Source organism: Longispora fulva (assembly GCF_015751905.1).
GTDB lineage: Bacteria > Actinomycetota > Actinomycetes > Mycobacteriales > Micromonosporaceae > Longispora > Longispora fulva.
In genome coordinates this window covers 5,422,509-5,447,691 of the sequence record NZ_JADOUF010000001.1, presented here as the reverse complement: position 1 = coordinate 5,447,691, position 25,183 = coordinate 5,422,509, and the positions used below count along the sequence as shown (strand labels likewise).

Sequence of the window (25,183 nt, the reverse complement as noted above, 5' to 3'; positions counted from 1 at the left end):
GTTCGCCGGGCCGTTCGGCGTGTCATCGATGGTCGAGTTGCCCGGAATGTCATGGTGGGGCCATGTCGAGGGCCAGCCTGAGCACGGACCCGGAGACCCGCCCGGACCCCCATCGGGAGATGCTGCGCCGGCGGCAGCGGACGGTGCTGATCTGCCTGTTGCTGCTGGCCGGGCTGCTGGTCACGGTCGACTTCGTCCGCGGGCTGAGCCTGCCGGCGGAGATGCCGGCGGCGGCTCGGGTGCCCCGTCCGGAGCCGGTGATGGAGCCGCGCGCCCCGGGTGACTCCGCCAGGGCGGCAACCGGTGCCCGGGCGAGTGCCGCCGGTGGCGCCCATGCCGGGGTGGTGGCCGGGGCCAGCGGTGCTGCCGCGGGTCCTTCCGGCCAGCCGACCCCTGCGGCCTTCCCGAGGTCCGGGGCGGGGACCTACTCCTTCGCGGCCGGGACCGGCGCCGTGTTCGGCAAAGCTGGACAGATCAGGCAATACCGGGTGGCCGTCGAGGACGGATCCGCCCAGGACGTCGGGAACTTCGCCGCCGAGGTCGACCGGGTACTCGGCGACCCCCGCGGCTGGACGGCCGCCGGGGACCTGCGGCTGCAGCGGGTGCCGACCGGCGGGGAGTTCACGGTGTACCTGGCCACGGAGGCCACCACCGACGCCCTCTGCCGAGAGGACGGCATCCAGGCCAAGCAGTTCCTGTCCTGCCGGCTGAAGAGCAACAAGGTGATCATCAACCTGAGCCGGTGGCTGACGGCCGTGCCGGACTACGGGGCCCCGCTCGGCGCGTACCGGGAGTTCGCGGTCAACCACGAGGTCGGCCACCAGCTCGGCGCGGTGCACGAGCGCTGCCCGGCCCCCGGCGGGCCTGCCCCGGTGATGCTCCAGCAGAACCTCGGCCTGTACGGCTGCACGGCCAACTCCTGGCCCTACGTCGACGGGAAGCGGCTGACCGGGCCGCCGGGGTCGTACGTACCCGAAAACTAGGGGTTGTCGAAACTGAGTCCCGGGTCACCGCCGAACACCGGTGTCGCGGGGCACAATGGCAGGATGGCCGCCCGCCCCGGCCCCTGACGCGACTGCGAATTGCGACCGAAAGGCACCGCTGTGTCCCTGCCCCCACTCGTCGAACCCGCGGCGGAGCTCACCGTTGACGAGGTCCGTCGGTACAGCCGGCATCTGATCATCCCCGACGTGGCGATGGACGGCCAGAAGCGCCTGAAGAACGCCAAGGTCCTGTGCGTCGGGGCCGGCGGCCTCGGCTCGCCAGCGCTGATGTACCTGGCGGCGGCCGGCGTCGGCACCCTCGGCATCGTCGAATTCGACACGGTCGACGAGTCGAACCTGCAGCGGCAGATCATCCACGGCCAGTCCGACATCGGCCGGCCGAAGGCCGAGTCGGCGGCCAACAGCATCCGCGAGATCAACCCCCTCGTGAACGTGGTCATTCACAATGTGGCCCTCGACAACGACAACGTCTTCGAGATCTTCGGGCAGTACGACCTGATCGTGGACGGCACGGACAACTTCGCGACGCGGTACCTGGTGAACGACGCCGCCGTGCTCCTCGGCAAGCCGTACGTCTGGGGCTCGATCTACCGGTTCGACGGCCAGGCCAGCGTGTTCTGGGCCGAGCACGGCCCCTGCTACCGCTGCCTGTACCCGGAGCCGCCGCCGCCCGGCATGGTGCCCAGCTGCGCCGAGGGCGGCGTGCTCGGCGTGCTGTGCGCGAGCATCGGCTCGATCCAGGTCACCGAGACGATCAAGCTGCTCACGGGCATCGGCGAGCCGCTGGTCGGCCGGCTGATGGTCTACGACGCGCTGGAGATGTCCTACCGCCAGGTGAAGGTGCGCAAGGACCCCAACTGCGCGCTGTGTGGGGAGAATCCGACGGTCACCGGCCTGATCGACTACGACGACTTCTGCGGCGCGGTGTCGGCCGAGGCCCAGGAGGCGGCCCACGGCTCGACGATCACGGCGCTGGAGCTGCGCGACATGCTGGCCTCGGAGAAGCCGCCGTACCTGGTGGACGTGCGCGAGCCTGCCGAGTACGAGATCGTCAGCATCCCGGGCAGCGTGCTCATCCCCAAGGGCGAGATCCTGAACGGCTCGGCGCTGGCGGGTCTCCCGCAGGACCGGCAGATCGTCCTGCACTGTAAGTCGGGGGTGCGCTCGGCCGAGGCGCTGGCCGCGCTGAAGGCGGCAGGGTTCAAGGACTCGGTGCACGTCCAGGGCGGGGTCCTCGCGTGGATCAACACGGTCGACCCGTCGTTGCCGACGTACTGACCACGTGAATTACACATAGATAACAATATATTGATGTGATCTTCCAGGGTTGTTTGAGTGGCTGTCACCACTGGAGCTCCCTTTTGAGGGGGCTCGCACCCCTCCTGGAGGATCCATGACAGTCCGCTTCGGACGCCGACGGTGGTTGACCGTCGGCGTCGTCGCGTTGCTCGGCCTGGCGCTCGCCGGGCCCGCGACGGCCGACCCGCGCCACGACCCCGCCGAGTCCTCCGCCGAATACGTGCTCAGCGGGCCCCTCACCCGCGACCGCGTCAACGCCGTGGCTGGTACCGGGGCCTCGGTGGACCACGTCGAGGGCGGCCGGATCAGCGTGACCGCCACCCCCTCGGAGCTGCGGGAGATCCTGAAACTCGGCTTCACGGCGCAGAAGGTCACCGTGCCGACCGACCGGGGCAAGGCCGCCATCGACGACTTCCCGTCGGCCGACTCGAACTACCACAACTACGCCGAGCTGACGACCGAGGTGAACAACCTGGTCGCCTCCAAGCCGGCGATCGCGAAGAAGTACAGCCTCGGCACGTCGTACGAGGGCCGGGATCTGATGCTGGTCAAGATCTCCGACAACGTGGCCACCGACGAGGACGAGCCGGAGGTGCTGTTCGACGCCCACCAGCACGCCCGCGAGCACCTGACCGTCGAGATGTCGGTGTACCTGCTGCACCTGTTCATCGACAACTACGGCACCGACCCGCGGATCACCAACCTGGTGAACACCCGCGAGATCTGGGTGATCCCGGACATGAACCCGGACGGCGGCGAGTACGACATCGCGTCGGGCTCCTACCGGTCCTGGCGGAAGAACCGGCAGCCCAACTCCGGCTCGTCCAACGTCGGCACCGACCCCAACCGGAACTGGTCCTACAACTGGGGCTGCTGCAACGGCTCGTCGAGCAGCACCTCGAGCGAGACCTACCGGGGGCCGTCGGCGTTCTCCGCGCCGGAGACGAAGAAGGTCTCCGACTGGGTGCTCAGCCGGGTCGTGGGAGGCAAGCAGCAGATCCGGGTCGGGATCGACTTCCACACGTACGGCGAGCTGGTGCTGTGGCCGTTCGGCTACACCACGAACCACACCCCGTCGGGGATGACCGCCGACGACAACGCCACCTTCTCGACCATGGGCCAGCAGATGGCCGGCACCAACAGCTACACGCCCGAGCAGTCGGCCGACGACTACATCACCGACGGCGACATCCTCGACTGGATGTGGGGCAGCCAGAAGATCTTCGCCTACACCTTCGAGATGTACGGCGGCAGCTACGGCTTCTACCCGCCCGACGAGGTGATCCCCGCGCAGACCTCCCGGAACAAGGAGGCGGTGCTCACGCTCGTCGAGTACGCCGACTGCCCGCAGCGCTCGATCGGCAAGGAGCAGCAGTACTGCGGCACCACCCAGCCGCCCGGCCCCAGGTTCGAGAACGCCACCGACGTCGCGATCCCCGACAACACGACGGTGGAGAGCCCGATCACGGTGACCGGGGTGTCCGGCAAGACCACGGTCACCGTGAACGTCGACATCAAACACACCTACCGGGGTGACCTGGTGATCAGCCTGGTCAAGCCGGACGGCACGGTCGTGGTGCTGGAGGACTTCCCGAACGGCGACAGCGCCGACAACGTGCTGAAGTCCTACTCGGCGACCGTCCCGTCAGCCGCGAACGGGGTGTGGAAACTCCGCGTCCAGGACATCGCGAGCGCGGACACCGGCAAGATCGACCTCTGGTCCCTGCAGTTCTAGCCACGGCGGACGGGCACGTCCTAGCGGATGTGCCCGTCTCCCGTGACCACGTACTTGGTCGAGGTCAGCTCGGGCAGCCCCATCGGGCCCCTGGCGTGCAGCTTCTGGGTGGAGATGCCGATCTCGGCCCCGAAGCCGAACTCCTCGCCATCCGTGAACCGGGTCGACGCGTTGACCAGCACCGCCGCCGCGTCCACCCGGGCCGTGAACGCCCGGGCCGCCGCCTGGGAACGGGTGATGATGGCCTCGGAGTGGCCCGTGCCGTACACCTTGATGTGTCTGACCGCCGCGTCGAGGGAGTCGACGACGGCCGCCGAGAGATCCAACGACAGGTACTCCGTCCCGAAGTCCTCGTCGGTCACCGCGACCGCGCCGGCGAACACCGCCGGGTCGGCGTGCACGGTCACCCCGGCGTCGGCGAGGGCCGGCAGGGCCTTCGCCAGGAACTCCTCCGCCACGGCCGCGTGCACCAGCAGCGACTCGGCCGCGTTGCACACGCTCGGCCGCTGGGTCTTCGCGTTCAGCAGGATCCGCAGCGCCATGTCCAGGTCGGCGTCGGCGTCCACGTAGATGTGGCAGTTGCCGACCCCGGTCTCGATCACCGGCACCGTCGAGCCCTCGACCACGGTCCGGATCAGGTCCGCCCCGCCGCGCGGGATCAGCACGTCCACCAGGCCCCGGGCCCGCATCAGCTCGTGCACGGACTCCCGCGACTCGGCGTCGAGGAGCTGGACCGCGTCGGCCGGCAGCCCCTGCGCGGCGAGAGCGTCGCGCAGCACCTCGACCAGGGCGGCGTTCGACGACCGGGCCGAGGACGAGCCGCGCAGCAGGGCGGCGTTGCCCGACTTCAGACACAGGCCGGCGGCGTCCACGGTCACGTTCGGCCGGGCCTCGTAGATGATGCCGACCACCCCGAACGGGACCCGGACCTGGCGCAACTCCAGGCCGTTCGGCAGGGTCGAGCCCCGGACCACCTCGCCCACCGGGTCGGGCAGCCCGGCCACCTGGCGCAGGCCTGCGGCGATCGCCCCGACCCGGGCCTCGGTCAGCGCCAGCCGGTCGAGCAGCGCCTCGGAGAACCCGGCCACGCGACCGCGCGCCACGTCCTCGTCGTTTGCCTTCACAATTTCGGGGGTACGCGCCACCAGCGCCCCGGCCATCGCCACCAGTGCGGCGTCCTTGGCGGCCCGGGTGGTGAGCGCCAGAATGTCGGCGGCCTCGCGGGCGGCGAGCGCGGCGGTGCGGACGTCGTGTGCCATGTTCCGAGCCTAGTAGGTGGGCGGACCGTGGCGCGGCGGGCGCGGCCGGGGCCCGCAGGTCGGGACGGGTCGGGTGGCGGTCGGGGCGGTGGCTGTCGGTACCCGCCGATCCACAAGAATGGGCGGGTGCGTGAAACCGTGACCGGAGCCCGACGCATCGTCGTCAAGATCGGATCTTCCTCGCTCACCACGGCAGCCGGTGGACTCGACCCGGCCCGGGTGGACGCGCTCGTCGACGTGCTCGCCGCGCGGCAGGCCGCCGGGGTGGAGGTCGTCCTCGTCTCCTCAGGGGCCATCGCCGCCGGGCTGGCCCCGCTCGGCTTCGCCCGCCGGCCACGCGACCTCGCCAGCCAGCAGGCCGCCGCCAGCGTCGGCCAGGGCCTGCTGGTCAACCGCTACACCCAGTCCTTCGCCCGGTACGGCATCCGGGTCGGCCAGGTACTGCTCACCGTGGACGACCTGGTCCGCCGGGTGCACTACCGCAACGCGCACCAGACCCTGACGACGCTGCTCGGCCTCGGCGCGCTGCCCGTCGTCAACGAGAACGACACCGTGGCCACCGACGAGATCCGGTTCGGCGACAACGACCGGCTCGCCGCCCTCGTCGCGGCACTCGTGCACGCCGACCTGCTGGTGCTGCTGTCCGACGTGGACGCCCTGTACACCGGCCCGCCCGGTCGGCCCGGCTCCCTGCGCATCTCGGACGTACGCTCCCCGGAGGACCTGGCGCACATCACGATCGGCGGCGCGGGCTCGGCCGGCCTCGGCACCGGGGGCATGGTCACCAAGATCGAGGCCGCCCGGATCGCCACGACCTCGGGCATCCCGGTCGTCCTGACCGGCGCACCGCACGCTGGGGCCGCCCTGGCCGGCGAGCCGGTCGGCACCCTGTTCCACCGGCTGCGCCGCCGCCCCACGTCGCGGCTGTTCTGGCTCGCGCACGCCACCACCCCGCAGGGCCGCCTGCACCTCGACGCCGGAGCGGTCGCTGCCGTGGTCGACCGGCGCGCGTCGCTGCTGCCGGCCGGGGTGACGGCGGTGGACGGCACGTTCACGGCCGGGGATCCGGTGGACCTGCTCGACCCGGCGGGGCGGCCGGTGGCCCGCGGCCTGGTCAACTACGACTCGATCGAGCTGCCCCCGCTGCTGGGCCGCTCGACCCGTGACCTCGACCCGGGCTACGACCGCGAACTGATCCACCGCGACGACATCGCCCTGCTGTAGGCCTTCACCTGATTTCCGAGTAGTCGTTGGAGGACATGACCGCCGTGTCAGAGCGTTTGAGCATCGTCGGTGGCGCCCATACCGACACAGGGGTCACGTTGCCCAGCGATCAATCGTCGTTCTGGGCCGCCGGATGGCAGGCCGGGGAGCGGGAGATCGAGGCGGAGCGGTCGCGGGGCGGGCGCGGCCATGTGTTCGAGTCCGAAGAGGAATTCCTGGAGTTCCTCCGATCCGACGGCTCGTAGCGTCGCGGGCCCAGGGCCGACAGCGGGCCGCGTGTGGGACTCACGGCATCGGCCGGCGGGCCTGAGGGCTGCGGATAAGGTGGGTGGGTGGATGTTGTCGAGGCTGTGTTGGCTGTGGTGGAGACGATTCCCGAGGGCAAGGTGATGTCCTACGGGGCGATCGCCGACTACCTCGGGCTCGGGTCAGCGCGGATCGTCGGCCAGGTGATGGCCGTGCACGGCGCGCCCGTCGCGTGGCACCGGGTCGTCGCGGCCAACGGGCGGCTCGTGCCGCACCACGAACAGAAGCAGATGCAGAAGCTCATGGCCGAGGGCGTGCTGTTCCGCACGGACAAGGTGAACATGGCGCGGTACGCGTGGTATCCGGAGACGCCGGCGTAGGCGGTCGGTAGCCGCTGGGCGGGCCGCTGTCGGGTGGGCCGGGTGCGCTGGGCTGGGCCGGTGCGTGGTGGGTCGGGGACCTCCGTAATCGGAAAAAGGGTTTAGAGGGTCATGCCTCTTCCGCCGCGGCGCGGGTCACCCGCCGCCGCGCCCCGGCCGGCCGCGCTCACCCCGCCGAAGTAGTGGTCGAGGGTGTCCCACATCCGGAGCTGGTAGCCGGCGGCGGACAGCGCGGTCAGGGCGTCGGCGGGGAACCCGGGCTCGGCGTGCAGGATGCCGGCCGCCGGGTGGATGCGGGGGCGGGCGATGGCGTCGGCGAGGGCGATGCCGTCGACGAGTACGCCGATCAGGGTGTGCACCAGGGCCGTGCGGATCCGGGACGCGCCCGCCGAGCCGGCCGCCAGCACCAGGCCGTCGTCGTCGGTGACGACCAGGGGGCACATCATGCTCGCCATCCGGCCGCCGGCGGGGAGTCCCGGGGTGAGCAGTTCGCCCTCGCCGAGCATGGAGTTGAGGTGGACGCCGAGGCCCGGCAGCCACACCCCGGAGCCGATCCCGAGGGTCGTGGTGACCACGCAGGCATTGCCGTCGGCGTCCACGACGGACACGTTGGTGGTGTTGCCGTTGCTCGGCGGGCCGGGCTCGGCCAGGGCGCGTGCGACGCTGACCGGGTCGGTGGCGGCCAGCGCGCCGAGGGTGGCGATGGTGCGGTTGAGGTCCTCGCGGGCCCGGACCGTGCGGCCGGCGAAGGTCGCTGAGACCACCGGCAGGTCCAGCACCTGGTACGAGGCCAGGTCCGCGTCCGTGAGCACCCCGCCCCCGGCCGCGACCATGTCCACGATCAGTTTGCCGATCCGTCCGGTGTAGAACAGCGCCGGGCCCTCCTCGGCGAGCTGGGCCAGCGCCGTGGCCAGGCCCGGGTGGTACAGGGTGTCGCCGCCCTCGAGCAGTCGGCCGGTGGGCGCGTAGATCGACGCGCCGTCGCCGGGGAGCATGGCCGGCGCGATCGAGATCAGGGACAGTGCCTGGGCGTGCGGCAGCGGGACGCCCGCGCGGGCCAGCTCGATCGACGGCTTGACCACGTCCGCCCAGTCGAGGCGGCCGAACCGGCGGTGCAGCTCCCCGCAGCCGGCCGGTACGCCGGGGACGGCGACGCTGGACGCGCCGGCCGAGTACGGGATCGGGACGCTGCCGAACATGACGTTGATCGGGGTCATCGGGGCTGGCTCGGTGGTGGAGCCCAGGCCGGGGACCGCGACGAAGAAGTCGAGGCAGGTGACCTCGCCGGTGGCCGCGTCGTAGTACGTGCCGAAGCCGCCGCCGCCCAGCCCGGTCAGGATGGTCTCGCCGACACAGCTGGCCAGGACCGCGGCGACCGCGGCGTCGGCGGCGCTCCCGCCGGCGGCGAGGATCTGGGCCCCGACCTCGGCGGTGGCGGGGTGGCCGGCGGCGACAGCGGCTCGATGAGAGGCTTCCACAGGGCGAGAGTAGTCGGTTTGTCGGGAAAGTGGGCCGTAGGACGGCCGGGCGCGGGCCGTCGGGCGGCGGGGCGCAGGTGGAAGGCCCGGTGTCGGGCGCTCGTGGTGGAATGGAGTCCGTGACCTATCGACTGGTGCGGCGACCTGCGGCAACGCGCACCGCGCCGGTCCTCGACCCGGTCCAGGCCGCCGTGGTCGCCCACCGGGGTCCGCTGCTGGTCGTGGGCGCGCCCGGCACAGGGAAGACCACCACGCTGTTGGCGGCGGTCGCGGCCCGGATCGCCGAAGGGGCGGAGCCTGACCGGGTACTGGTCTGGGCCTTCAACCGGCACGCCGCCACCGGCCTGCGCGACGGGGTGGCCGCCCGCAGCCCCGGCGTGACGGAACCCCTGGTCCGCACCCCGCACGGGTACGCGTTCTCCCTGCTCCGGCTCGCGGCGGCCCGCCGGGGCGACCCGACGCCGAAACTGATCACCGGCCCGGAACAGGACCTGGTCATCCGGGAGCTGCTGCGCGGCGCGCTCGAGGACGGCCGGGAGGACTGGCCGGCCGGGTTGCGCCCGGCCCTGCTCACCCGCGGCTTCGCGACAGAACTACGCGACCTGCTGCTCCGGGCCGTCGAGCGCGGGGTGTCCTCCGGTCAGCTGGCCGCGTGGGGCCGACAGCACGGCCGGCCCGACTGGGTGTCGGCGGCGCGGTTCCTGGACGAGTACATCGACGTGCGGCTGCTGCGCGACCCCGGCGGGTACGACCCGGCGGAGCTGATCCGGTCGGCGATCGCCGAACTGCGCGAGGACCCCGACCTGCTGGAGACCGAGCGGGCCCGACTCCGGCACGTGTACGTCGACGACGCCCAGGACCTCGACCCGGCCCAGCTCCAGCTCCTGCACATGGTCACCGACCGGCCGGTCGGGTTCGCCGACCCCGACTCCGTGACGTTCACCTTCCGGGGCGCCGACCCCTCGGGGCTGCGCGACTTCGCCCCGGAGACCCTCACGCTCGAGACGAACTGGCGGACCGGCGGCACCCTGCTCGCGGCCACCCAACGGGTCGGCCGACGGCTGCGCGGGGCCGCCCGGCACCGGGCCGTCGCCGCGCGCGGCTCGGGCGAGTACGAGGTCGCGCTGCTGCACTCGGCCAGCGAGGAGGCGAGTTACGTCGCGTACCGGCTGCGGGCCGCCCACCTGCTCGACCGGGTGCCGTGGTCGCGGATGGCCGTGATCGTCCGGTCCACGGCCGCGGCGCTCGGGCCGCTGCGGCGGGCGATGACGATGGCGGGGGTACCGGTCGAGACGGCCGCCGCCGATCTGCCCCTGCCGGCGCAGCCCGTGGTGCGGGCGTTGCTGACGCTGCTGGACTGTGCGGCGAATCCGGAGAACCTGGACGAGGACACGGCGGTGGTGTTGCTGCACTCGCCGTTGGGCGGGGCTGATCCGTTGGCGGAGCGGCGGTTGCGGCAGGGGTTGGCGGTGCTGGCGGCGCGTCGGCCCGAGCCGGTGCCGCACATCCCGGCACCCCGGGAGGAACTGAACGCCGCCCGGGCCGAGGAGGCCTGGCCCGAGACTGAGGACGCCGGGCCGGAGGAGGCCTGGCCTGAGGCCGAGCCGGAGGAAGCCTGGCCGGAGAGCGGGCCGGATGAGGGCTGGTCTGAGTCCGCGCACGGTCGGGAAACCCTCGGCCCGCTGGCCGGACCCGACATCCGCCCCGGCATCAGGCACCGGCACGGCATCGGGCGCGCTGCCCAGCCCCACCCGGAGCCGGACACGCACGCCGACCTCTGGCCGGACGACGCCCCCTGGCCCGACGTCGCGTCCGAGCCGGGGAGCGGGGACGACGGCGACGATCCGGCGCGGATGCCGGACCCTGAGCCGATGCCCGTGCCGCAGTCTCTCGCCGAGCTGATCGAGAACCCGCCCGAGGACGCCTGGGCCGAGCCGGCCCGCCGGCTGCACGCGCTGCTCACCGCCGCCCGCCGGGCCGGCCCCGACGACGCTCCGGGCTCCGGGACCGCCTCGGTTTCTGGGACCGCCCCGCTCTCCGGGGCAGCCCCTGCCTCCGGGGCCGGCACGGTGCCCAACGCCGAGGAGGCGCTCTGGGCGGTGTGGAGTGCGTCCGGGCTCGCCGACCGCTGGGAGCGCGCCGCCCTCGCCGGTGGCGAACGCGGGGCCGCCGCCGATCGGGACCTCGACGCCGTCGTCGCGCTGTTCGAGGCCGCCGGCCGGTTCGTGGACCGGTTGCCCGGGGCCGGCGCGCACCTGTTCGTGGACCACGTCCTCGGCCAGGAGCTGCCCGGCGACTCGCTCGCGCCGACCGCGGACCGGGGCGAGGCGGTCCGGGTCCTCACCGCGCACTCCGCCAAGGGCCTGGAGTGGGACGTGGTGGTCGTGGCCGGGGTGCAGGAGGGCGTGTGGCCCAACCTGAAGCCGCGTGGCTCCCTGCTGGGCTCCGAGCAGCTGGTCGACGTGGTCGCCGAGCGGGACCCGTCGGTCGTGGCGCTGCTGGACGAGGAGCGCCGGCTGTTCTACGTCGCCGCCACCCGGGCCCGCGGTCGTCTGATCGCCACGGCGGTGGCCGGCAAGGAGGAGCAGCCGAGCCGGTTCCTGGACGAGCTGCGGGTCCGGTCGCAGAACCCGGAGCAGGTGGTGGTGGAGTACACGCCGCTGCCGAAGGCGTTGACCCTGTCGGGCCTGGTGGCGGATCTGCGGCGCCGGCTGCCGGACGAGGACGCCGCCCGGCAGCTCGCCGCGCTGGCCGACGCGGGTGTGCCCGGCGCGCACCCGGACGACTGGTGGGGGCTGCGGGACCTGTCCGACGCGCGGCCGATGGCCCTGCCCGGGGAGCGGGTCCGGGTGTCACCCTCTACTGTGGAGACCGCGCTGACCTGCGGGCTGCGGTGGCTGCTCAGCCGGCACGGCGGCGACGCGGCGAGCGCGGCCGGCTCGATCGGCACCCTGGTGCACTACGCGGCCGAGCTGTCGGCCAGGGACGGGATCACCCGGGCGGAGATCTTCGACGAGGTGCGCCGCAGGTTCGCGCAGATCGACACCGGGGCGAAGTGGTACTCGCGCCGGCAGTGGCAGGACGTCGAAGGCATGATCGACAAGTTGCTGAGCTGGACGGAGGGCCGCGCGCCCCGGCTGGTCGGCGTCGAGCAGGCGTTCCGCATCGACTTCGGCGACGACGTGGAGTTGGTCGGCCGGGTGGACCGCCTGGAGCGCGACGAGCACGGCCGGCTCGTGGTGTACGACTTCAAGACCGGGTCGGCGTCCGAGGACGCGGAGACCAGCAAGCAGTTGGCGACGTACCAGGCGGCGGTGGAGGCAGGGGCGTTCCCCGAGGGCGGGGTGTCCGGCGGGGCCGCGCTGGTCCGGCTGCGGTTGAAGGCGGATCCCGAGCAGCGCCAGACCCCGCTGTCGGAGGCCGAGGACCCGGGCTGGGGCGCGGACCTGGTCACGGCGGCCGGCAAGGTGGTCGGCGGGGCGACGGTGCTGGCGATCGTGAACGAGAAGTGTCGGCAGTGTCCGGTCCGGGTGTGCTGCCCGATGCACGTCAAGGGGGTGACGGAGTGAGGTTCACGCCGGTGTCTTTGGCCGAGCTGCTCCGGCTGCCGCCCCCGACGGAGCAGCAGGCCGCCATCATCAGCGCGCCGCTGGAGCCGATGCTGGTGGTCGCCGGGGCCGGTTCCGGCAAGACGGAGACGATGGCAGCCCGGGTGCTGTGGCTGATCGCGAACGATCTGGTCCGCCCCGAGCAGGTGCTGGGCCTGACGTTCACGAGGAAGGCCGCCGGCGAGCTGGGGGCCCGGATCCGCCGCCGGTTGGGCCAGTTGGAGGCGCAGGTCGGGCCCGACGACAAGTTCGCGGGCGAGCCGACGATCTCCACCTACGACGCGTACGCCGGGCGGATCCACGCCGAGCACGGGCTGCGCGGCGGCTACGAGCCGAGTACCCGGCTGATCACGGAGGCCGAGCGGTGGCGGTTCGCCGACTCGGTGGTCCGCGCGTACGACGGTGACATGTCGGAGATCGACAAGAGTCCGGGTGCCGTGACGGAGGCGGTGTTGCGGCTCGCCGGGGACCTGGCCGGGCAGTTGCGCACTCCGGAGGACCTGGCCTTGTTCCAGGCGCGGCTTCCCCCGTTGCGGGGTCGGACCGCGGAGAGCACCCAGCGGGCCCGGGCCCAGCTCGTGCCGCTGATCCGGTCTTATCAGAACAAATTGGAAGCCGCGGAGGTGATGGCCTTCGGGGACCAGTTGAGCCGGTCGGCGCTGATCGCCCGGGACCATCCCGAGGTGCGGGCCGCCGAGCGGGGCCGGTTCACGGTGGTGCTGCTGGATGAGTACCAGGACACGAGTCACGGGCAGTTCGTGCTGCTCCAGGCGCTGTTCGGCGACGGGTACCCGGTCACGGCCGTCGGCGACCCCGCCCAGGCGATCTACGGCTGGCGGGGCGCGAGCGCGGGGAGCCTGGAGCGGTTCCTGGACAGCTTCGGGGGTACCAGAAAAGAGTTGAGCGTTTCCTGGCGCAACCAGCCGGGCATCCTGACGGCCGCCAACGCCCTGTCCGCCGGGCTGGAGAGCAAGGCCGTGCTCCGGGCCGGCCGCCCCGACCACGGCCGCCCGGCCGTGCGCTGCGCGCTGCACCTGACCGCCGACGCCGAGGCCGACTGGATCGCCGACCGCCTCGACCGGGCGCTGCGCAGCTACTGGGAGGACGACGCCCGGCCGACCGCCGCCGTGCTGGTCCGCAAGCGGTCGCAGATGGCCAGAATCGAGGCGGCGCTGCGGGCCAGGGGGCTGCCGGTCGAGGTCGTCGGACTGGGCGGGCTGCTCGACACCCCCGAGGTGGTGGAGGTGCTCAGCACGCTGCGGGTGCTCGCGGATCCGACGGCCGGCGGGGCGCTACTGCGGCTGCTGACCGGGCCGCGGTGGCGGATCGGGCCGCGCGACGTGATGCGGTTGTACCGGTGGTCGCGGGACCTGGGCGAGGAGTCCTCGATCATCGAGGCGTTGGACTCCCTGGCGGATGAGGCCGAGCCGCTCGACGAGCCGGAGTCGTCCCGACCCGATTTCTCCGCAGAGGGCGCCCGCCGCCTCGGCGACTTCGCCCGCGAGCTGCGGGCCCTCCGCTCCCACCTCGACCGCAGCCTCCCCGACCTGGTCGCCGACGTCATCACCACGATCGGCCTCGACGTCGAGGTCATCACCCGGCCGGCCACCGACGGCATGGTCCACCTCGCGGAGTTCGGCGACGTCGCGGCCCGGTTCGCCGCCGAGTCCCGCGGCCCCGGCCTGGGCGCGTTCCTCAGCTACCTGGACGCCGCAGCCCGGGAGGAACGCGGCCTCGAACAGGGCCCGGCACAGGTCGCCGACAACGCGGTACAACTCGTCACCGTGCACAGCGCCAAGGGCCTGGAGTGGGACGTGGTGGCCGTCGCAGGCCTCAACGACGGCCTGTTCCCCGACCCGGCCGGCAAGGCCGACGCGTGGCTGCAGGGCCTGGGCGTGCTGCCGTTCCCCCTGCGGGGCGACGCCGCGGAACTGCCCGAGTTCACGGGCACGATCAAGGACTTCGACGCGGCGTGGAAGGCGCACGGCGAGCGCGAGGAGCGCCGGCTGGCCTACGTCGCCGTGACCCGGGCCAGGGACCTGCTGCTGTGCTCCGGCTACCGCTGGTCGGACAACAAGCGGCCCAGCCAGCCGAGCCCGTTCCTGACCGAGATCCGCGCGCACGCCGACACGGACGTCTGGGTCGACGACCCCGGTCCCGAGAACCCGCTGCGCGCGGTCCGCCAGCACAAACCCTGGCCGCACGACCCGCTGTCCGCCGACCGCCGCCGGGCGCTGTCGGCGGGTGCCGACCTGGTCAGATCCTTTCTGGGTACGCCGTGCGAGCTCTCCGAGGAGGTCAGCCTGCTCCTCGCCGAACGCGACGGCACGGCCGACGACAGCGGTGCCGTGGCCCTCCCCGACCGGCTCACGGTCTCCCAGCTCGTGACCCTGGCCAGGGACCCGGCGGAGTTGGCCCGCCGGCTGCGGCGTCCGCTGCCGGAGCGCCCGGCCACCCACGCGCGCCGCGGCACGGCGTTCCACTCGTGGCTCGAACGGCGCAACGGGGCGGAAACCCTGCTCGACCTGCACGAACTGCCCGGCGCCGCCGACGCGGACGCCGCACCGGACGCGGACTTCGCCGACCTGCGCGCGGCGTTCGAGGCCGGCTCGTGGGCCGACCGGGTGCCGTACCGGATCGAGGTGCCGTTCTCCACCCTGGTCGGCGGGGTGTTGCTGCGGGGCCGGATGGACGCCGTGTTCCGCGACGGGGACACCTACGACGTCGTGGACTGGAAGACCGGACGGCCGCCTTCGGGGGAGGCGGCCAGGGCCGCGGCGGTGCAGCTGGCCGCGTACCGGCTGGCGTGGGCGGAGCTGGTCGGCGTACCCCTCGACAGGGTCCGGGCGGCGTTCCACTACGTCCGCGAGGACCGCACGGTCCGCCCGGTCGATCTTCTCGACGCCGAGGGTCTGGCGGCGCTCGTGGCGGGCGTGCCCTTGCGGTCCGGTGGCACACTGGGGGAGTCATGACGACCAGTGAATCGCCGTGGGCGAGCGGGGACGGCGACATCGTCGTCCCGCCGGCGCCCGCCGCAGCCCCGCCGCAGCCGGCCCACCAGCACCTCGGTGGCCTGGTGACCTTCGCGACCCGACCGGCGACCCGCACCGCCCCACCACCGCTCCCGCGCACCGACCCGAACAAGCGCCTGCTGATGTGGTTCGGCGGCGGCGCGGCCGGCGTGCTGCTCCTCGGCATCGTCGTCATGCTGGCCCTGGTCCTCACCGGCGACGTGAACCCGTTGCAGTCGCACGCGCAGAACGGCCCGGACCGCCGGCCGCCCCTGGCGAAGTTGTGCCCGCCGCCGACGTCCTATCCGGAGCCGAGCTACGACGCGCCCCCGGTGCCGGCCGGTCCGCGCACCGTGGACGAGAAGGCCGCCATCTCCTACAAGGCCTACGGCGAGCCGTGGCAGCCCTGGCGGGACAGTTGGTCGGCGGGGACGCTGCGGGTGCAGTACCGGATCGGGCAGGACATCATCACCGAGCGGTATTCCGAGGGCACCTACCACGCCTCGATCCTGTCCGGCTCGGTGCCGGCGACGGCCAACGACGGCACCCAGCTGGACCTGAAGTGCACGGGCCGCCAGGTGGCGGCGGACGCCCGGGTGTCCTACTATCCGCAGCCCAACACGATGGAGATGATCCGCGACGAGGCGGCGGTGCTCGGCGGCCGGCCGGCGTGGGTGAGCAAGTTCCGGCTGCACTTCGACGCGTCCCGTCGCGGGCTGACCGCCAAGGACGAGCTGGTCGCCATCGCGATGATCGACGTGGGCCGCCCGGAGGCGGCCGTGCTGTACATCTCGATCCCGGGCACGCACAAGCAGTTCGACTACGTGGTCGACGAGGTGCTGGACTCGGTGCGCTACGCCGGCCGGTGAGCCGGTCGCCGGCGGCGCGGCGCTCCGCACCGCGCCGCCGGCCACACCTCGCGCCCCGCACGCGCTAGGGTCGGGGGGTGCGGATTCCAGCCACGAGCTACACCATCGAGCGGTTCACCCTGGCCAACGGCCTGCGTGTCGTGCTCCAGCCCGACAGTTCGGCGCCCGTCGTCGGCGTGACCGTCGTCTACGACGTCGGGATCCGGTCGGAGCCGGAGGGGCGCACCGGCTTCGCCCACCTCTTCGAGCACCTGATGTTCCAGGGCTCGGAGAACCTGGAGAAGCTGGCCCACTTCAAGTACGTGCAGGGGGCCGGCGGCACGTTCAACGGCTCCACCCACTTCGACTACACCGACTACTACGAGTCGCTGCCGGCCGGCGCGCTCGAGCGGGCGTTGTTCCTCGAGGCCGACCGGATGCGCGGTCCCCGGCTCAACGAGGAGAACGTCGCCAACCAGATCGACGTGGTCAAGGAGGAGATCCGGGTCAACGTGCTGAACCGGCCGTACGGCGGGTTCCCGTGGCTGAAGCTGCCGCCGGTCATGTTCGACACGTTCGCCAACTCCCACGACGGGTACGGCTCGTTCGTCGACCTGGAGTCCGCCACGGTCGAGGGCGCGACCCAGTTCTTCGCGGAGTACTACGCGACGGGCAACGCCGTCCTCGCCGTCTCCGGCGACTTCGAGGTCGGCCACGCGCGCGCCCTGGTCGAGAAGCACTTCGGTGACATCACGGGCCGCCCGGCCCCGGTCCGGCCGTCCTTCGCCGAGCCGGACCTGACGGCGGAGCGCCGCGCGTCCTACACCGACGCGATGGCCCCGCTGCCGGCGATCGCCCTGGCCTGGCGGGTGCCGGACCCGATCGCGGAGTTCGCCGACTACCTGCCGTACGTGCTGCTGGCCGAGGTCCTCACCGACGGCGAGGCCGCCAGGCTCCAGGAGCGGATGGTGCTCCGCGACCGCACCGCCACCAGCGTGGGCGGCTACATCGGGTTCATGGGCGAGCCGTTCGAGGTCCGCGACCCCACGGCGCTGCTGCTCCAGGTGTTCATGCCGCCCGGCGGCGACGCGGACAAGGTGCTGCGCACCGTCGACGAGGAGATCGACCGCCTGGTCACCGACGGCCTCGCCGAGGGCGAGCTGGCCCGGATCCAGGCCCGGTTCGTCACGCACTTCCTGCGGGAGTCCGACGCGGTCACCAACCGGGCGGTCCGCCTCGCGGTGCTGGAGCTGCAGCACGGCGACCCCGCCCTGATCAACGACCTGCCGAGGCTGCTCGGCGAGGTCACAGAGGCACAGATCATCGCGGCGGCGGCCACCCTGCGCCCGCAGCGCCGCGCGAGCGTCGAGGTCATTCCGGGAGTGTCGGCATGAGCACTGAATCCACGCCCCGCGAGGTGCCGGGCCTGACCCCCGCCGGCCCGCTGGTCCTGCCGGAGCGTGCCGAGCGCACCCTGCCCAACGGGCTCAAGGTGATCGCGATCCGGCGTTCGTCGATCCCGCTGGTCGAGCTGCGGCTGCGGGTGCCGTTGGTGCAGGCCGACCTGGCGCAGGCCGGTCTCCTGGCCGGCACCCTGTTCGCCGGTACCGACGAGATGGACATCTACGCCATCACCACCGAGCTGCAGGCCGTCGGTGGCGGGCTCGCCGCCGGTACGGACATGGACCGGCTCACCATCTCCGGCAACTGCCTGGTCGACGGCCTCGACCGGCTGCTCGAGCTCCTGGCGATCACGTTGAACGGCGCGGTGTACCCGGAGGGCGAGGTCGAGACCGAGGCCGAGCGGATCGCCGACCGGATCAGCCTGGCCCGCACCCAGCCGGGTCACCTGGCGCGGGTCGCGCTCCTCAAGCGGATCTACCCGGGCCACCCCTACGAGGTGCAGACCCCGGAGCCGGAGCAGGTCCGGGCCGTCACCCGCGAGCAGCTGGCGGCGATGCACGCCGAGCGGGTGCGCCCCGAGGGGGCGACGCTGGTGCTCGTCGGCGACGTCGTACCCGAAAAGGCTCTCGACTCGGTCGCCCAGGCCCTGTCCGCCTGGACCGGCCCGGCGCCGACCGTCACGTTCCCTGCGGTGCCGGCCCTCGGCGGCGGCCCGATCACCCTGGTCGACCGCCCGGGCTCGGTGCAGTCCTGTCTGCGGATCGCCCTGCCCGGCGTGCCGCGCAGCCACCCGGACCACCCGGCGCTCACCCTCGCCAACCTGGTCTTCGGGGGATACTTCTCGTCCCGGCTGGTCGGCAACATCCGCGAGGACAAGGGTTACACCTACTCCCCGCACTCCGGCGTCGAGCACTCCCTGGCCGGTTCCACGGTCATGATCACGGCGGACGTGGCCACCGAGGTCACGGCCCCGGCCCTGCTGGAGACGCTGTACGAGCTGGGCCGGATGTCCGTCCTGCCCCCCGAGGCCGAGGAGCTCGAACAGGCCCGGGAGTACGCGCTGGGCAGCCTCCGGCTCGGCATGGCCACCCAGGCCGGCATCGCGAGCCTCACGTCCATGCTGGAGGGCTTCGGCCTCGACCTCGACTGGCTGGCCGCGCACTGCGACCGGCTCGCGAACACCACCCTGGAGCAGGTCGCCGCCGCGTCCGCGCGCTACCTCGCCCCGGCGAACGCCGCGATCGTCATCCTCGGCGAGGCGGACGTCGTCGAGCCGTCCCTGCGGGCCCTCGCCGGAGTCGTCCGGGCATGATCGACCGTTCGGAGTTCCGGCGCACCGACCCTGAGTGGTTAGCGGAGGCCTGGGGTCGCGCCCGGGTCTTCGCGGTACACGGCGGCCGGGTGTCGGCGATGTCCGACACCCCCTCGGGGTTGCCGGGCGGTGGGCTGGCGTCGGCGGACGCCGCGGCGCGGCTGTTCCTCGGTGTCGACGGGGAGGGCACGCCCTACTTCGCCGTGATGTCCGAGGTGCCGGACATGACCCTGCTCCGCGAGGTGCTCCTCGACCCGCCGTCGGACCTCTTCGTCGAGCTGGCCCTGGCAGCCGTCGCCCTGGCCAACTGGCACGAGAGCCACCTGTTCCACCCCCGCACCGGCCACCCGACCCGGCCGGTGCACGCCGGCTGGGTACAGCAGACCGAGGCCGGCGACCTGACCTGGCCCCGGACCAACCCGGCCGTCCTGGTGCTCATCCACGACGGGGTCACGGGCGACAACGGCCGCATCCTGCTGTCGCGCAACGTGGCACGCCCGGGGAACGTCCGCTCGGTCACCGCCGGGTTCGTCTCCCCGGGCGAGAGCCTGGAGGGCACCGTGGCCCGGGAGTCCTTCGAGGAGCTGGGCGTCGTGGTCTCCGACATCCGGTACGTGGCGAGCGAGGGCTGGCCCTTCGCCGACGAGCTGATGGTGGGCTTCACGGCCCTGGCGGATCCGGACCAGCCACTCGTGCTGGACCCGGCGGAGATCGCGGAGGCGGAATGGCGCACCCGGGCCGAACTGCGGTCCAGTGACGTGCTGCTGCCGGCCCGGATCTCGATCTCCCGGATGATGATCGACAACTGGCTGGCCGGCAAACTCCCCTGAGGCGCTGGGGCGCTGCGACGTCGCCGACACCGGGTGGTGGGGCCCGGCCCGATTCCCCATACTGGGCCGCATGACTCTGGGCAGCGGGGGACTCGACGAGGTCGAGTGCGAGAACGTGTTGTGGCGGGGCCGGCCTGAACGGCTCGTGTTCGTCGAACGGTCCGACTGGCTGGTCATGGTGCTGGGCGTCGGGTGGCTGGCCTGCTGGGTCGGGCTCCTGGCCGTGGGCGGCATCCCCGCGAACCCGATCTCCTTCGCGTGGCGGCTCAGCGGCCTGCTCGTCGGCACGGTCCTGACGCTGGGTCACCCGTTGGTGCGGGCGGTGTGGCTGAGCAAGACCTGGTACACGGTGACGGACCGCAACATCTGCACGGAGACCGACAGATCCTCCGCCTCGGTGCCGCATGACGTGCTGTTCCCGCCGGTCGTCCGGCCGGGCGCCGACGGGGCCGGCTCGATCGCGTTCGGCCGGTTCCCGAGCGCGTGGGACACAGTGGTGTCGGTGTGGCAGGGCAAGCGCCGGTACGGGACGTACCCGTCGGTGGTCCTGCGCAACGTCGGCCCGATCGACAAGGTGCACGCCCTGATCACCGGGGCCCGAACCTGACCGGTACGCGCAACGCGGAAGGTTCCGCCGCCCTCCCGGGCTGGCCAGTGTGCCGGGTCACCAGTCGTCGTCCACACCCCCGAGCAGCACGGCGTAGGCACGCAGGTCGTCCTCGAGGCCGGTCCCGATGTAGGCGAGGAACTGACGCGCGCCCTCGGCCGCGTCCCGGGACGCCGCACGTTCCTCGGACTCCAGAACCCTCAGGCTCTCGGTCACGCTGTCTATGACCCAGCTCCGGGACTCCCACCAGGCGCGGACCGATGGGGGAGTCCAATGGTCGTTCCCGTCGCACGCGTAGCCAGCGAAAGGGTCCAACCGAGCAGCCTCCATGACGCCCTGAACTTCGTCGGCACCCCGCGGCTGGCGGAAGATGTACTCCGTGAAGTACTCGCCTCCGTACAGCACGTTGTCGGGCGCGACCAGCCGGCCGGTCCAGCAGGTGTCCGTCTCGCCGGTGTAGAACGGCCCGGGCACGTTCAACGCGCACCGGGAGTCCCACAGATTCGAGAAATGCGCACGGTCCGCGTCGGACAGGCCGCTGGCGGGATCCCACAGGGCTTCCATGGTCGTCATGGTAGGGCGCGAGGACCGGCTCGCTACGCGCCGTCTCGTCGGTGACGCAGGAACTCTGCGACCTCCGGCGGGGCCTCGTCCTGTCGGCTCTCGCCAGGGCGCAGGAAATCGAAAAGGAGAACGGTCCGGGTCGAGGCGGCGCGGTTACACGCCTCGTGGTTGACCGTGTCATCGAAGATCAGCACCTCGCCGGGTGCCCACGACCGCGTGGTCGCGCCGACCCGGAGGCCGCAGTCCTCGGGAACGATGAGCCCGAGGTGCGCCCGGTACACGGTAGTCACCCAGCCCTCGTGAGGCTTGATGTGTGTGCCGGGTGCCAACCGGGAGAACCCGGCGGTCGTCAGGCCTGGGATCTGTTCCAGGGCTGCCGCGGTACGCGGGCATGCCGCGAGCGCCGGTTCGATGCGATCGCCGTACGCGACCAGGCCATACACGGACCAGCCGTCGCCGTACATCTCGCGCTGCACCCAAGGGTCGAACGAGTCCTCGGGCAGGGCCAGGTACTCGTCGCGTACGTCGGTCCATGCAGCCGTCAGCGCCTGGACGAACGGGAAGGCTGCGGGGGCGAGGAACATGCGCCGCAGTCTAGGTCCGGAGGTCCCAGCCGTACCGCCCGGCGTTGGGTGGCCCGGGAGGTCAGGCCTCCCGGGCCGTAGGCGAGCTAGCGGGCCGCGATGGCCGCGAGCTGTTCCTTGACCTGGACGATCGACGGGTTGGTCATCGCCGTACCGTCCGAGAATTGAATTGTCGGAACTGTCTGATTCCCACCGTTGACGCTCATCACGAACTCCGCGTGACTCGGCGACTCCTCGATGTCGATCACCTGATAGGTGATGCCCTCCCGGTCGAACTGCGACTTGAGTCGCCGGCAGTAGCCGCACCATGTGGTGGAGTACATCGTCAGCATCTGTTCAAACCTCCTGGGGGCGCACGCTATCCGGGTCAACGTCGCGATGGTGGGTTTCAGTCTCCGTTGTGGCGACGAACACGGAGAAGAGCAAGATGAAAGAATCGGTGACCGTGGACGACGTACTGGCGGGACTGGACGACGAGCAGCGCGCGGCGGTGACAGCCCCGGCCGGCCCGTTGTGCATTCTGGCGGGCGCGGGCACGGGCAAGACCAGGGCCATCACGCACCGGATCGCGCACAGGGTGCGTTCCGGACAGGTGCAGCCGCAGCAGGTGTTGGCGGTCACGTTCACGGCGCGGGCGGCCGCGGAGTTGCGGGCCCGGCTGGGCATGCTCGGCGCCGGGGGTGTGTCGGCGCGCACGTTCCATGCGGCTGCTCTGCGGCAGTTGCGGTATTTCGCCCCCCGGATCTTCCATGGCCGCGCGATGCCGGAGCTGGTGGACTCCAAGGCCCGGCTGGTCACCCTGGCGGCGGCGAAGACCGGGCACCGGGGCGAGCGCACCCTGGCCCGGGACCTGGCGGGCGAGATCGAGTGGGCCAAGTCCTCCCTGGTGGAGCCGGGGGACTACCCGGCCGTCGCGACGAAGGCCGGCCGGGAGCTGCCGCTGGCGGCCGACCAGGTGGCGGCGGTGTTCGCGGAGTACGAGCGGGCCAAGCGGGCGGCCGGCATGATCGACTTCGAGGACGTGCTGCGGGCCGCGGCCTGGGCGATGGAGGAGCACCAGGACGTGGCGGAGCAGATCCGCTCGCAGTACCGGCATTTCGTGGTCGACGAGTACCAGGACGTGAACCCGGTGCAGCAGAAGCTCCTGGAGACCTGGCTGGCCGGCCGCGACGACCTGACCGTGGTCGGGGACGCCAGCCAGACGATCTACTCGTTCACCGGCGCCACCTCCGGCTACCTTGTCGATTTTCCCCGGCAACACAAGGACGCGACCGTGGTCCGGTTGTTCCGCGACTACCGGTCCACGCCGCAGGTCGTGGCCCTGGCCAACACCGTGATCAGCCAGGCGCGCGGCGCTGAGGCCCGGTTGCGCCTGGAGCTGGTCGGCCAGCGCGCCCCGGGCCCGGAGCCCGAGGTGCGCGACTTCCCCGACGAGCCCGCGGAGGCCGCGGCCGTGGCCGCCCGGTGCGCCGCGCTGATCGACGCCGGCACCCCGCCGAGCGAGATCGCGGTCCTCTACCGCATCAACGCCCAATCAGAGGTGTACGAGGGCGCCCTCGCCGACGCCGGCGTCCCCTACGTCCTGCAGGGCTCCGAGAGGTTCTTCGAACGCGGCGAGGTCCGCCAGGCGATGGTGGCCCTGCGCGTGGCCACCCGCACGGCCGACCCGGGCGCCCCGCTGGTGCCGACGGTCGCCGAGGCGCTGGACGCCGTGGGTTGGCGGTCGGAGAACCCGCCGGCCGGCGGCGCGGCCCGGGAGAAGTGGGAGGCGTTGGCCGCCCTGGTCGGCCTCGCGGAGGAGTTCGCGGCGTCGAGGTCGACCGGCACGACCCGGGCCGACCGCGGCGACGACACCGGGCACGGCGGCCAGCCCGGGTGGGACGATCCGGCCGGGCCCGACACCAGCCTCGCCGCCTTCACCGCCGAACTCGACCGCCGCGCCGCCGCCCAGCACGCCCCCACCGTCGAGGGCGTCACCCTCGCCTCCCTGCACTCCGCCAAGGGCCTGGAGTGGGACGCCGTCTTCCTGGTCGGCCTCGCGGACGGCACGCTGCCCACGACATACGCGAAGACGCCGGAGGCCCTGGAGGAGGAGCGTCGTCTCCTCTACGTGGGCATCACCCGCGCCAGGGAGTGGCTGTGGCTGTCCTGGGCGGCGGCCCGCGCGGCCGGGGGGCGGCAGTCCCGCCGGCCGAGCCGGTTCCTCCCGGCCGGCCCGGCCCGCGCCGGGACCACGACCCAGCCCGTCCCGAAGAAGCGGGACCGCGCGGTGGCGAGGTCGGTGTCCTGCCGGGTGTGCGGCGTGACCTTGATGGACGCCATGGAACGCAAGCTGGGCCGCTGCGCCACCTGCCCCTCGACGATGGACGAGGAGCTGCTGGAGCGGTTGCAGGCGTGGCGGGCGCTGGTCGCCCAGGCGGCCCGGGTGCCCTCGTACGTGGTGTTCACGGACGCGACGCTCACCGCGATCGCCGAGCAGCTCCCGTCGGGCGAGCCGCAGCTGGTGGCCATCGCGGGCATCGGCCCCCGCAAACTCGGCCTGTACGGCGAGGCGGTTCTGGCCCTGGTGGCCGGGAAGTCCGTTGCCGACGTCCTGCCCGAAGGGGCAACCGGGTGAGGACGCCCGGCGGTCCTTACCGGGCCACGCGCCGGGCCCTGGTCGCGTACCCTGAGAGTGCCGCCAGCCGTAGTCGCGTGCTGACACAAAGTTCCTGGATAACGGCACCGTAAATTAGGTTGCGACGTTTGCTACGCGAGGCATAGCCTCATGGCACCACACCAGAGGAATCTGGCTGCGGTGACCATGTCCGGATCGGGAGTTAGTCGGGAGGTGTTGACAATGGTGATCATCGAGAAGACGACGGCACAGCTGTCGATGCTGGCCGGCCACGCCCGGAGCGCTGTCGCGCCGTCCCTGCTCGCCCCCGCCCACCGTGGTGGCGACGCGTGGGGTCTCGGATTCGGCTTCGGTGCCGGTTGCAACACCGAGCTGAACCTGTCGGTCATGCTGGCTCGCCGGCCCGAGTCCGGGTCGCAGTCCGTGCAGATGAGTGAACTGGTCCAGACCGCGCCGATCACGGGCGAGCTGGCCGAAGGTCCGTCGACCGCCGATAAGCGGCCGGGGGCGTACGTGGGCGGGACCCCGCCTCGAGGGAGAGAAACCTGGTAACCACCAGGCGACGGCTCACCTCGAGGCCGCGGAACCCGATAACCGGGATCCGCGGCCTTATTCGTTGCTCCAAACAGGGGCGACGCCGTAGTGGAACGAGACAGGAAGAGGTGAACCGGGCATGAGCCTGGCGTTGGTCCCCGTGGAACGGGCCATCGACACCGACCGTGACGACCTGCCGTGTCGGCGCAACAACCCGGACCTGTGGTTCGCGGAGGCGCCGGCTGAGCTGGAGAACGCCAAGACCCTGTGTGGTGCCTGCCCGGTCCGGGTGGAGTGCCTCGCTGGCGCGCTGGAGCGGCAGGAGCCGTGGGGCGTGTGGGGTGGCGAGATCTTCGAGCGCGGCACCGTAGTACCGCGGAAGCGGCCCCGGGGCCGTCCGCGTAAGGAAGACCTCGCCCGGGACGCGCAGCTCCGCGCGGCCTGAGCACCACAGACATACTTCGAGTAGCAGAGGAAGATCGATGAACTTCGAAATCAACCACGTGAACCATATTCAGTACGAAGCGATGAGCCGGGCACGAATGCCCAAGGCTGCGCCGGTACGCCAGGGGGCGTCCCGTGCAGCCCGTCGCATCGCTCTGTGGGTCGCGCGTCGTAACGACGCCTAGTTCGACCCAG

Annotated in this window: 20 protein-coding genes and 2 pseudogenes; 17 read left to right on the top strand and 5 right to left on the bottom strand. The window is 72.2% G+C overall.

All coding sequences use genetic code 11. The features are described 5' to 3' along the window. Positions 1 to 62 precede the first annotated feature (62 nt). The 3 genes from IW245_RS24470 to IW245_RS24460 all read left to right on the top strand — a co-directional run bounded on the left by IW245_RS24470 (position 63) and on the right by IW245_RS24460 (position 4,038). On the top strand, positions 63 to 983 hold the full coding sequence (locus tag IW245_RS24470; RefSeq protein ID WP_197005504.1) for a DUF3152 domain-containing protein: 921 nt from the start codon (positions 63 to 65) through the stop codon (positions 981 to 983). 120 nt (positions 984 to 1,103) lie between these two features. Then, positions 1,104 to 2,282, top strand: a complete 1,179-nt coding sequence (gene moeZ, locus IW245_RS24465) for an adenylyltransferase/sulfurtransferase MoeZ (protein WP_197005503.1) — start codon at positions 1,104 to 1,106, stop codon at positions 2,280 to 2,282. Between the two features lie 115 nt (positions 2,283 to 2,397). Further along, positions 2,398 to 4,038, top strand: a complete 1,641-nt coding sequence (locus tag IW245_RS24460; RefSeq protein ID WP_197005502.1) for a M14 family metallopeptidase — start codon at positions 2,398 to 2,400, stop codon at positions 4,036 to 4,038. A gap of 20 nt (positions 4,039 to 4,058) precedes the next feature. On the opposite strand, the gene IW245_RS24455 is transcribed toward IW245_RS24460, so the two are convergent. After that, a complete protein-coding gene (locus tag IW245_RS24455) occupies positions 4,059 to 5,297 on the bottom strand; it encodes a glutamate-5-semialdehyde dehydrogenase (protein WP_197005501.1) in 1,239 nt (412 codons plus the stop codon). 126 nt (positions 5,298 to 5,423) lie between these two features. Here IW245_RS24455 and proB point away from each other — a divergent pair, with 126 nt between their 5' ends. From proB to IW245_RS24440, 3 genes are all read left to right on the top strand, one after another. Next, positions 5,424 to 6,521 carry a glutamate 5-kinase gene (gene proB, locus IW245_RS24450; RefSeq protein ID WP_197005500.1) on the top strand — a complete coding sequence of 366 codons (1,098 nt, stop codon included), beginning with the start codon at positions 5,424 to 5,426 and terminating at the stop codon, positions 6,519 to 6,521. A 35-nt stretch (positions 6,522 to 6,556) separates the two neighbouring features. Continuing rightward, the gene (locus IW245_RS24445) at positions 6,557 to 6,766 is read left to right on the top strand and encodes a hypothetical protein (protein ID WP_197005499.1); all 210 of its coding nucleotides are present in this window, start codon (positions 6,557 to 6,559) and stop codon (positions 6,764 to 6,766) included. Between the two features lie 87 nt (positions 6,767 to 6,853). Next, positions 6,854 to 7,147, top strand: a complete 294-nt coding sequence (locus IW245_RS24440) for an MGMT family protein (protein ID WP_197005498.1) — start codon at positions 6,854 to 6,856, stop codon at positions 7,145 to 7,147. A 101-nt stretch (positions 7,148 to 7,248) separates the two neighbouring features. Here the strand turns inward: IW245_RS24440 and IW245_RS24435 are convergent, their stop codons facing one another. Beyond that, positions 7,249 to 8,625 (bottom strand): gamma-glutamyltransferase, encoded by a 1,377-nt coding sequence (locus tag IW245_RS24435; protein WP_197005497.1) that lies wholly within the window; start codon positions 8,623 to 8,625, stop codon positions 7,249 to 7,251. Positions 8,626 to 8,735: 110 nt separating this feature from the next. On the opposite strand from IW245_RS24435, the pseudogene IW245_RS42820 reads away from it, so the two are divergent. The 8 genes and pseudogenes from IW245_RS42820 to IW245_RS24400 all read left to right on the top strand — a co-directional run. After that, positions 8,736 to 9,596, top strand: a pseudogene (locus IW245_RS42820) (UvrD-helicase domain-containing protein); the annotation flags it as partial. 803 nt (positions 9,597 to 10,399) lie between these two features. Further along, positions 10,400 to 12,194: pseudogene (locus IW245_RS42815) on the top strand (RecB family exonuclease); the annotation flags it as partial. Next, positions 12,191 to 15,205 (top strand): ATP-dependent helicase, encoded by a 3,015-nt coding sequence (locus IW245_RS24425; protein ID WP_307788911.1) that lies wholly within the window; start codon positions 12,191 to 12,193, stop codon positions 15,203 to 15,205. The pseudogene IW245_RS42815 and the gene IW245_RS24425, both read left to right, overlap by 4 nt. Further along, positions 15,202 to 16,113, top strand: coding sequence for a hypothetical protein (locus tag IW245_RS24420; protein WP_197005495.1), 912 nt, complete (start codon positions 15,202 to 15,204; stop codon positions 16,111 to 16,113). Before IW245_RS24425 ends, IW245_RS24420 begins: the two co-directional genes overlap by 4 nt. Before the next feature lie 77 nt (positions 16,114 to 16,190). Next, complete coding sequence (locus tag IW245_RS24415; RefSeq protein ID WP_197005494.1) at positions 16,191 to 17,486, top strand: M16 family metallopeptidase; 1,296 nt, start codon at positions 16,191 to 16,193, stop codon at positions 17,484 to 17,486. Then, the gene (locus IW245_RS24410; RefSeq protein ID WP_197005493.1) at positions 17,483 to 18,808 is read left to right on the top strand and encodes a M16 family metallopeptidase; all 1,326 of its coding nucleotides are present in this window, start codon (positions 17,483 to 17,485) and stop codon (positions 18,806 to 18,808) included. Before IW245_RS24415 ends, IW245_RS24410 begins: the two co-directional genes overlap by 4 nt. Continuing rightward, positions 18,805 to 19,638 carry an NAD(+) diphosphatase gene (gene nudC / locus IW245_RS24405; protein WP_197005492.1) on the top strand — a complete coding sequence of 278 codons (834 nt, stop codon included), beginning with the start codon at positions 18,805 to 18,807 and terminating at the stop codon, positions 19,636 to 19,638. Before IW245_RS24410 ends, nudC begins: the two co-directional genes overlap by 4 nt. Before the next feature lie 70 nt (positions 19,639 to 19,708). After that, complete coding sequence (locus IW245_RS24400) at positions 19,709 to 20,245, top strand: hypothetical protein (RefSeq protein WP_197005491.1); 537 nt, start codon at positions 19,709 to 19,711, stop codon at positions 20,243 to 20,245. A 57-nt stretch (positions 20,246 to 20,302) separates the two neighbouring features. Here IW245_RS24400 and IW245_RS24395 read toward each other — a convergent pair whose 3' ends face one another. The 3 genes from IW245_RS24395 to IW245_RS24385 form a co-directional block, all read right to left on the bottom strand. Next, positions 20,303 to 20,809: a ferredoxin family protein gene (locus IW245_RS24395; RefSeq protein WP_197005490.1), complete on the bottom strand. Its 507-nt coding sequence runs from the start codon at positions 20,807 to 20,809 to the stop codon at positions 20,303 to 20,305. 32 nt (positions 20,810 to 20,841) lie between these two features. Then, positions 20,842 to 21,393 carry an aspartyl/asparaginyl beta-hydroxylase domain-containing protein gene (locus IW245_RS24390; RefSeq protein ID WP_197005489.1) on the bottom strand — a complete coding sequence of 184 codons (552 nt, stop codon included), beginning with the start codon at positions 21,391 to 21,393 and terminating at the stop codon, positions 20,842 to 20,844. Between the two features lie 86 nt (positions 21,394 to 21,479). Further along, positions 21,480 to 21,725, bottom strand: coding sequence for a mycoredoxin (locus IW245_RS24385; protein ID WP_197005488.1), 246 nt, complete (start codon positions 21,723 to 21,725; stop codon positions 21,480 to 21,482). Positions 21,726 to 21,820: 95 nt separating this feature from the next. Here IW245_RS24385 and IW245_RS24380 point away from each other — a divergent pair, with 95 nt between their 5' ends. The 3 genes from IW245_RS24380 (at position 21,821) to IW245_RS24370 (ending at position 24,989) form a co-directional block, all read left to right on the top strand. After that, entirely contained in the window at positions 21,821 to 24,010 is a 2,190-nt protein-coding gene (locus tag IW245_RS24380; protein ID WP_197005487.1) for an ATP-dependent DNA helicase UvrD2, read from the top strand. A gap of 222 nt (positions 24,011 to 24,232) precedes the next feature. Further along, positions 24,233 to 24,562, top strand: coding sequence for a hypothetical protein (locus IW245_RS24375; RefSeq protein ID WP_197005486.1), 330 nt, complete (start codon positions 24,233 to 24,235; stop codon positions 24,560 to 24,562). Between the two features lie 121 nt (positions 24,563 to 24,683). Next, positions 24,684 to 24,989 carry a WhiB family transcriptional regulator gene (locus IW245_RS24370; protein ID WP_197005485.1) on the top strand — a complete coding sequence of 102 codons (306 nt, stop codon included), beginning with the start codon at positions 24,684 to 24,686 and terminating at the stop codon, positions 24,987 to 24,989. Positions 24,990 to 25,183 lie beyond the last annotated feature (194 nt).